Here is an 8,330-nt window from a genome sequence, read left to right on the forward strand (position 1 = left end):
TGTGAGCCTTAACTTGTACAGCATTGCATTTTATTCGCAAGAACAGGTGTTCCATTATATGTTGTCTCAAACTGCGACGTATTTTCAAATCCATATTTTTGGTACAACTTAATGGCTGGGTAATTTGATGATGCAACATAGAGAGTTGCAGAGCCAACAATATTAGAAAGCATAAACTCTAGTAGTTTAATGCCAACCCCCTTCCCTCTGGCTTTAGGGTGAACAAATAACGCTCTAATTTCTGTGCCTTTATAAGCACAGAACCCAATAACATCTTCACCACCATAAATGTAGATGTCTGACTCTAATATTTGAGTGGAACGTACAACATCTTTTTCAAAAGGTAATAGCTCAAACTCAGCAGACTCAAATTTTAACTCATCAAGTTTAGAGCTTTCATAAATAGTTAAAATACTTTGATAATCACTCTCTAAATATTTACGAATACTCACAGACACACCTTAAAAATAACGAGCCATCCCACTTTACCCCAACTCATTAATCGCCTGCTTAATGCGTTTAATAGATATTGGATATTTAGTGCCAATACCTTGGGCAAATAAGGACACTCGTAATTCCTCTATCATCCAGTACACGTCTGTGACTTCTTTTGGTATTGGTAGTTCTTTTGGATATTTTTCCGTTAGCTTGTCGTATAGGTCGTACACTTTATCTAGGTCAATTTGATTCATGCGGTCTTTATTCGCATCAATTTTAATTTTCTCTAAACGCTTTTCTAACGCTAACACGTACCTGTAAATATCTGGCAAGCGGTCTATGCCGCATTCACTTACAAAGCCTTTATAAATTAATGAATCTAAATGTGCTTTGATATACGCATTGGCTTGGATCATATCAAAACTGATCTTGCCTTTAAGTTGCTTAGATATCTTATGGCCTACCAGTAATATTTTTTCTACTTGCATAGCAGCATCAAAAACAGTGTCGTTTAACTCGCCTCTGATCTTGTCTCGTAATGCATTAAATGCATCTTGAGTTCGGGGTACATTATCGGTGACTTCTTTGGTGATCACAGCACGAATACAGTCACTTATTAACTGGTCTATTTGGCCAAACGGATTGAAGTACAATACCAGCTTTGACTTGTTTGGCAGTTTTTGTTGTAAGTGTTTTATTGGTGATGGCAAGGTTTTAAAAATAAGCTCCACTATGCCTGATAAGTGACTCGCCTCTGCGACTTCTTGATGATCCAACAGCTCAACATTAACTTTGCTGCCTGTCTTGACCAATGCAGGGAATGCTTTAATTTGATAGTTACCTTGGCTTTTCATGTAACTTGTTGGTAAGTCACCAAAGTCCCAATCTTTAACATCGGTTTTTTCAATGTCGTCGGTAGCAACGGCTTTAATTGTCTTTTTAACTTGTTGTTGTAACGACGCTTTTACCTCATCTAAATTAAAGCCTTGGCCGATAATATTTTCTTTGTCGTCCACCACTCTGAAGTTGATTTTTAAGTGTTTGTCTAACTTGTCTAACACCCAATCTTCTTTATCTAACTTCACGCCGGTCATTCTGAATAACGCTTCTGTGATCACTTCAATAAATGGCACGGTATGATCTGTGTATTTTTCTTTTAGTCTTTGCAATAACGCATCTGCGTAGTTTGGCGCAGGCACAAAATTACGTCTTAATTGTTTTGGCAGTGACTTAATTAACGCCATGATCAATTCGTGACGGTATGCTGGAATATGCCAGTCAAATTCAGTGTCTTTTATTTGGTTTAACAGCGGTAAAGGAATTCGCACAGAAATACCGTCAGCAAATTCTTCGCCCGGTTCAAAGTCGTAATCCAGTGGCAAACGTAAGTTGCCCTGTCGCCAAAAATCTGGATAAGAGATAGCAGAAAGCTCAGTGCCGTCGGCCAACATAAAGTCTTCTTTTTTGGCTTTAAGTTGCTCTTGGTCGTTTTTCTTAATCCATTTTAATAAGTCGGTTTTGCTGGCTATATTTTTTGGTAGCTTCTTTTGGTAAAAACCAATTAGCTCTTCTTCATCAACCAACAAGTCTCGACGTCTAACTTTGTTTTCAAGACGTTGTATGTCTTCCATTAACTCACTGTTGTGAGTTAAAAAATCGAGTTTGTGTCCAAGCTGACCATTAACTAGTGCGTCACGGATAAATATCTCGCGGCTTATTACTGGGTCTATTTTGTCAAAGTTAACTCGGCGTTTTGGCACAATAACTAAACCATACAAGGTTTGTTTTTCAAACGCTTGAACACTGCCCTGCTTTTCGCTCCAGTGCGGCTCTGAATAGTTTTTGGTCATAACATGTTGTGCCAACGGCTCAACCCATTCAGGTTGAATACGAGCTGCGTAACGAGCAAACAGTTTTGAGGTTTCTACCAATTCTGCTGCCATCACCCATTTGGCAGATGTTTTAAATAAATGTGAGCCTGGGAATATGTGGAATAAACTGTTTCTGGCGCCTTCGTATCCTGGCATTCCAGGTCGTTTATCTTTGTTGGCTTTTTTGTCTGCGTCTTTTATTTCTTTTTGACCAATATGACTTAACAAGCCTGACAATAACGCTTGATGTATACCTTGGTAATCACGACTTATGGTAGGTATGTCATTTAGTTCGTCATGGCTGTTATTAACGGGGTTGTTATTAATGCTGCTGTTATCATTAGCTGATGCTTCTCTTGTTTCTTGGCTTTGCGCTTTAGCGGCTTTTACATTAAAACCAAGCTCAGACACGCTTTGTTCTATTTGATAAACCAAATCCTGCCATTCGCGAATACGCATGTAGTTTAAAAATTCTTGTTTACACTGCTTTCTAAACTGGCTGCCAGACTCTTGATTTTTCTTAGCGATTAAGTAATCCCAAAGATTTAAATACGCGACAAAGTCTGAGTCTTTGTCTTTAAATCGTTTATGTAGCTCGTCTGATTTTTGTTTAAAATCGGACGGTCGCTCTCTTGGATCTTGAATACTCAGCGCTGCCACAATCACAATAATTTCATGCAAACAGTTACTATTAGCAGCAGTGAAAATCATTTTTGCCAGTCTTGGATCAACCGGAATTCGGCTAAGGCTTTTACCAGAGTTTGTTAATTTATAACGGCTTCGGGCTTTGATGTCGTTATTGTCGGTAATGGCTTGTAGCTCTTCTAACAAACGTAAACCGTCATTAATAAAACGACTGTCTGGTTTTTGAATAAACGGGAAGTTCTCTAAATCCCCCAAGTTAAGGGACATCATTTGTAGAATAACCGACGCCAAGTTTGTTCTTAATATCTCTGGCGCGGTAAATTCTGGTCGAGATAAAAAATCGTCTTCGCTGTATAAACGAATACAAATACCCGCTTCTGTACGACCACAACGGCCTTTTCTTTGATTGGCACTGGCTTGAGAAATTGGCTCAATTGGTAAACGTTGTACTTTAGATTTGTAGCTGTAACGAGAGATTCTTGCAGTACCTGTATCGATTACATACTTTATGCCAGGTACGGTTAACGAGGTTTCCGCTACGTTTGTGGCTAATATAATACGGCGATTATGATGCGGAGCAAAAATTCGGTTTTGTTCGGTCGCTGACAAGCGCGCATATAAAGGCAGTATTTCGGTATTACGTAAATTGCGTTTTGCTAACGCGTCGGCGGTGTCACGTATTTCTCGCTCACCATTCATAAACAATAGAATATCACCGCTGCTTTCACGGGCAAGTTCGTCTACTGCGGCATAAATAGCAGCAACTTGATCGTTGTCTTGGTGAGAATTAGTACGAGAGTCGTCGCTTAAATATTCTGATGACACTTCATCTAAAGGTCTGTAACGCACTTCAACCGGAAAGGTTCTGCCCGTTACTTCAATAATTGGCGCACCTTTAAAGTGTTCACTAAAGCTTTGTGGGTCTATGGTTGCCGAGGTAATAATGACTTTTAAGTCTGGACGTTTAGGTAATAGCTCACGCAAATAACCTAATATGAAGTCTATATTTAAACTACGTTCGTGTGCTTCATCTATGATGATAGTGTCGTACTGGTTTAAGTATCTGTCGTGTTGCATTTCTGCTAACAACACACCATCTGTCATTAATTTCACATAAGTATTGTCACCTACGTGATCTGAGAATCTAACTTTGTAACCAACGGCGGTTCCCATTTCACAACCTAATTCATCACAAATTCGGGTTGCTACGCTGCGCGCTGCTAGTCGTCTTGGTTGGGTGTGACCAATTTTACCTTCAATGCCACGGCCTAATTCCATGCACATTTTTGGTATTTGCGTGGTTTTACCTGAGCCTGTTTCACCGGCAATGATCACAACTTGGTTTTCGCTAATGGCTTTTTTTATTTCAACGTGTTTTTGGCTAACAGGCAGCTGTTCTGGATATTCAATTTTAGGTAATGCGGCAATGCGGATTTCCCTAAGGGCGATTGATTTATCAATGTCTTTTTGTAACTTTTCTAAGGCATTAGCTTGTTTATCAATATCTTGAATTTTCTGGATACGACGAAGTCGGCTAGATAAAGGATGTAAGTCCTGCTTTAACACTTGTTTAATGTTTGGGGATTTTAATTCAGACACTGTAGTTTCAGACACGATAATTTAAACACTATAAGTAATATATGGGAAACGCATTGATAACATTCTATCACTTTTCTTTAGATACAAAAAAGCCTTAAACCCAAAGTGCTATAACTGGTGTTTAAGGCTTATGTAGAACATCTATTTAATTAAGTACAAGGATACTCATAAATTGAGTGAAATTGCATATCCCGAACTTTTATAATTGTTGGGCTATTAACACAAGTAATTAACTGTTCATTATCTTCCACAGCCGGATAGTCTTTAGGTTTAGAACCTGATAAATGCTCAGAATTACCTAAAGTAGCTTCACATAGTTTTTGAGTTAATTCGTTCGTTTTCATTAAATCCAAGATATTTTAAAGCTCACAATTATAGTAAGACAGGATAACATGGATTTTACCCACACTGTTTAAGATAAAATCCAATAAGATTATTATATTACGCTCTATTAAAAGGAAGTTTCAAGAGCGATTTCAAATCGCTGGCGTTTAAATAAGCGATCACTTGAAGATAGCAACCGACTCTTCTCCATTAGAAGATTTACTGGCACGATACATTCCACTGGTATTAAACGGCATATGAATATTACCATTTCTATCCATAATAATTACACCGCCTGTGCCTCCTACGGGTAATAACACACCGTGAATAACTTCATCACCCGCTTCAATAATACTTTTATGTTGGTATTCAACTCTAGCGCAAATATCAGAGGCAACATTATAACGAATAAAGAACTCACCATGACCCGTTGCAGAAACAGCACAACTTTTGTTGTCGGCAAAGGTTCCTGCGCCAATAATAGGTGAGTCTCCCACTCGTCCCCAACGTTTAGCTGTCATGCCACCGGTTGACGTTCCTGCAAATAAATTCCCGTTTTTATCTAATGCAACTGCACCAACAGTACCAAAACGAAAATCCTCAGATTCTGACCAGTTCTTACTAACTTGCATTTTAGCTTTGGCTCTTTTTAATGATTTTAATCTACGCTCGGTATCAAACATTTTATTATCAACTGGAATCATACCTTGCGAAACTGCAAAAGCTTCTGCACCTTTACCACTTAGCATTACATGTTCAGATTTTTCCATTACCGCAACGGCTAGTTCAATTGGGCTTTTAACTGTTTTCACACCGGCCACTGCACCAGCTTGTCTATTTGAACCATCCATAACTGAAGCATCTAGTTCATGTTCACCTTCATACGTGTAAACAGCACCAACGCCTGAATTAAATAATGGAGATGCTTCCATAATTTGAATTGCTGCAACAACAGCCTCTTGACTGGTTCCACCATTTTTTAATATTAAATAACCTGCGTCACGAGCTTCTTGTAGTTTTGCTTTATATTCAGCTTCTACTTCATCCGTCATCTTAGTTTTTAAAATAGTGCCAGCACCGCCATGAATAGCAATTGCAAATTCAGTCTTTACTTCTGAACACGCACTAAGTGCAGATAAAACTACAGCCGTAAATATTAATTTTTTTATTGTTTTCATGACTTACCTTTAAATTTTAAAAAATAGTGAATGATTAAGCTCAACAAATTGATATTACATGTTTATATCGTTAATTAATTTAAAAAGATACTACACAAACTTATTTCAGATCAATTCACAAAAATTCAGTCTCGCTATTCTAAGTAAAACATAACTACTTAATTATAAAATATGCTTTATCAAGAAATCTATCAACTGATGAAATATAAACGTGACGAACTAACCGCCCGTTTAACATCTATAAAACAAGACTTTACATCTTTAACTGAGCAAGCTATTGACGGTGATAGTAGCAGCGACAATGACGATGTATTGTTCTCTATTGCCCATCAAACCAAGGTTGAGTTAGCTAATGTGAAAAACATTATGAGCAATATTGAACAAGGAAATTTTGGTTTATGTCAAAAGTGCGGAGAAACAATTGAGATTGAATCACTGAACAATAACCCTTTTGAAAAAACATGTAACCATTGTAAAAATCTTAACTTATAGTCATTTAAGCGTTAATTTTAATCTGTTATTAACTAATCCATAGATTCACTTTGACGATACGCTTGTAACCCTTTAAAGTCGGTATTTTGTATATCTACTGATAAATTATAATGACTGACTCAACAGAAACTCTATATTGGTACGACTTTGAATCTTGGGGCGTAAATCCCAAAAAAGATAAACCCTCACAGTTTGCTGGCATAAGAACCGACTTAGACCTAAATATCATAGGTGAGCCACTTGTTGAATATTGTCAAATCCCCAATGATTACCTGCCTCACCCAGAAGCAGCATTGGTCACAGGTATTACGCCACAAAAAACACTGCAAGACGGTTTAATAGAGCCTGAATTCATCAAAAAAATTCATTTAGAGATCAGCAAACCTAATACAACATGTGTTGGTTATAATAATATTCGTTTTGACGATGAAATGATCCGTTACACACTATATAGAAACTTTTATGACCCTTATAGCTACAGTTGGCAAAACGGTAACTCACGTTGGGATATTCTTGATATGGTTCGTGCTTGTTATGCACTTAGGCCAGAAGGTATTAATTGGCCAACGGATGATGAAGGCAAGCCTAGCTTTAGATTAGAATTATTAACCAAAGCAAATGGCATAGATCACGGCTCTGCTCATGATGCATTGTCTGATGTTATCGCCACCATCGAATTAGCTAAATTAATTAAAACCAAACAACCAAAACTATATAGCTTCTTGTTTGAACATCGTCATAAGAAAAACCTTAATGATTTGATTGATGTTTATCGCTCTGCGCCATTAGTTCATACCACAGGTATGTTCTCTCCTTGGCAAGGTTGTACATCTTGGGTTGCCCCTATCGCGTTCCATCACAAAAATAAAAATGCGGTGGTGATTTACGACTTAACGAAAGATCCAACACCTTTATTAGCATTAACAGCGGAAGAAATTTCTGAAAAGTTATATACCAAAACAGAAGACTTAAACGGTGAAGAACGTATTGGTTTAAAACTGGTTCATTTGAATAAATGTCCAGTTTTAGCACCAGCAAAAACCTTATTACCAGAAAATGCAGAGCGTTTAGGTATAGATAGACAATTATGCTTAGAGCATTTAGCCATTATTCAAAAAAATCCTGAATTAAAAACCAAATTGGCTAAGGTTTTTGAATTTGAAAACGAATTTGAGAAAGAAACAAACCCAGAATATCGTTTATACGACGGCTTTATTTCTGACGCTGACAAGCAGCAGATGAATTACATACATTCACACCCTATCGCAGATCAGTGGAAACTAGAGCCACAGTTTAAAGATCAGCGTTTAATACAACTGTGGAGGCTATATAAAGCTCGTTACTTCACATCTAGCTTGTTACCAGAAGAATTGAATTGGTGGCAACAGTATAGAACTGACAAGTTAATGAATGGTTTAGACAAACCTAACTTAACATTCACTGAGTTCCAATTGAGTTTAGAGAATAATGCGGAAGCGAATCAAGATAACGCAGAAAAAACCGCCATATTAAAGTCGTTATATCACTACGTACAAACGCTTTAATAGTTTCACACAGCTAAAATTGTAATTAAACAGGCCATTAATTTGGCCTTTTTTATGCCTGCATTTTTCTGGGTGAGCCGTTTGTGCTGGGTGGGGTGGTAAATTCCAGGCATAAAAAAACGCCCTAAGCATTGGCTTAGAGCGTTTAGAATGGGAGCTTGACGGTGAGCTACTCTCGCATGGCGACTGCCACACTACCATCGCCGCAACTGCGTTTCACTACTGAGTTCGAAATGGAT

The 8,330-nt window shown here is 37.7% G+C and carries 6 protein-coding genes; 2 read left to right on the forward strand and 4 right to left on the reverse strand.

Annotated elements, in window-relative coordinates:
* Positions 1-8: 8 nt before the first annotated feature.
* From Q0940_RS16435 to Q0940_RS16450, 4 genes are all read right to left on the reverse strand, one after another.
* On the reverse strand, positions 9-452 hold the full coding sequence (locus Q0940_RS16435) for a GNAT family N-acetyltransferase (protein WP_299270936.1): 444 nt from the start codon (positions 450-452) through the stop codon (positions 9-11).
* Positions 453-485: 33 nt separating this feature from the next.
* Entirely contained in the window at positions 486-4,520 is a 4,035-nt protein-coding gene (gene hrpA, locus Q0940_RS16440) for an ATP-dependent RNA helicase HrpA (protein ID WP_299270945.1), read from the reverse strand.
* 182 nt (positions 4,521-4,702) lie between these two features.
* Positions 4,703-4,897, reverse strand: a complete 195-nt coding sequence (locus tag Q0940_RS16445) for a hypothetical protein (RefSeq protein ID WP_299270938.1) — start codon at positions 4,895-4,897, stop codon at positions 4,703-4,705.
* A gap of 159 nt (positions 4,898-5,056) precedes the next feature.
* Complete coding sequence (locus Q0940_RS16450) at positions 5,057-6,055, reverse strand: isoaspartyl peptidase/L-asparaginase (protein WP_299270940.1); 999 nt, start codon at positions 6,053-6,055, stop codon at positions 5,057-5,059.
* 198 nt (positions 6,056-6,253) lie between these two features.
* On the opposite strand from Q0940_RS16450, the gene Q0940_RS16455 reads away from it, so the two are divergent.
* Complete coding sequence (locus Q0940_RS16455; protein ID WP_299270942.1) at positions 6,254-6,547, forward strand: TraR/DksA family transcriptional regulator; 294 nt, start codon at positions 6,254-6,256, stop codon at positions 6,545-6,547.
* A 110-nt stretch (positions 6,548-6,657) separates the two neighbouring features.
* A complete protein-coding gene (gene sbcB, locus Q0940_RS16460; protein WP_299270943.1) occupies positions 6,658-8,091 on the forward strand; it encodes an exodeoxyribonuclease I in 1,434 nt (477 codons plus the stop codon).
* The last annotated feature ends 239 nt before the right edge of the window (positions 8,092-8,330 follow it).

The sequence above is a fragment of the uncultured Psychrosphaera sp. genome, assembly GCF_947500655.1.
In the GTDB taxonomy this organism is placed as follows: Bacteria; Pseudomonadota; Gammaproteobacteria; order Enterobacterales; family Alteromonadaceae; genus Psychrosphaera.

Coding starts and splice junctions, on each gene's coding strand:
- Q0940_RS16450 (WP_299270940.1), bottom strand. CDS start 6,055: ATGAAAACAATAAAAAAATTAATATTTACGGCTGTAGTTTTATCTGCA.
- Q0940_RS16445 (WP_299270938.1), bottom strand. CDS start 4,897: ATGAAAACGAACGAATTAACTCAAAAACTATGTGAAGCTACTTTAGGT.
- sbcB (WP_299270943.1), top strand. CDS start 6,658: ATGACTGACTCAACAGAAACTCTATATTGGTACGACTTTGAATCTTGG.
- Q0940_RS16455 (WP_299270942.1), top strand. CDS start 6,254: ATGAAATATAAACGTGACGAACTAACCGCCCGTTTAACATCTATAAAA.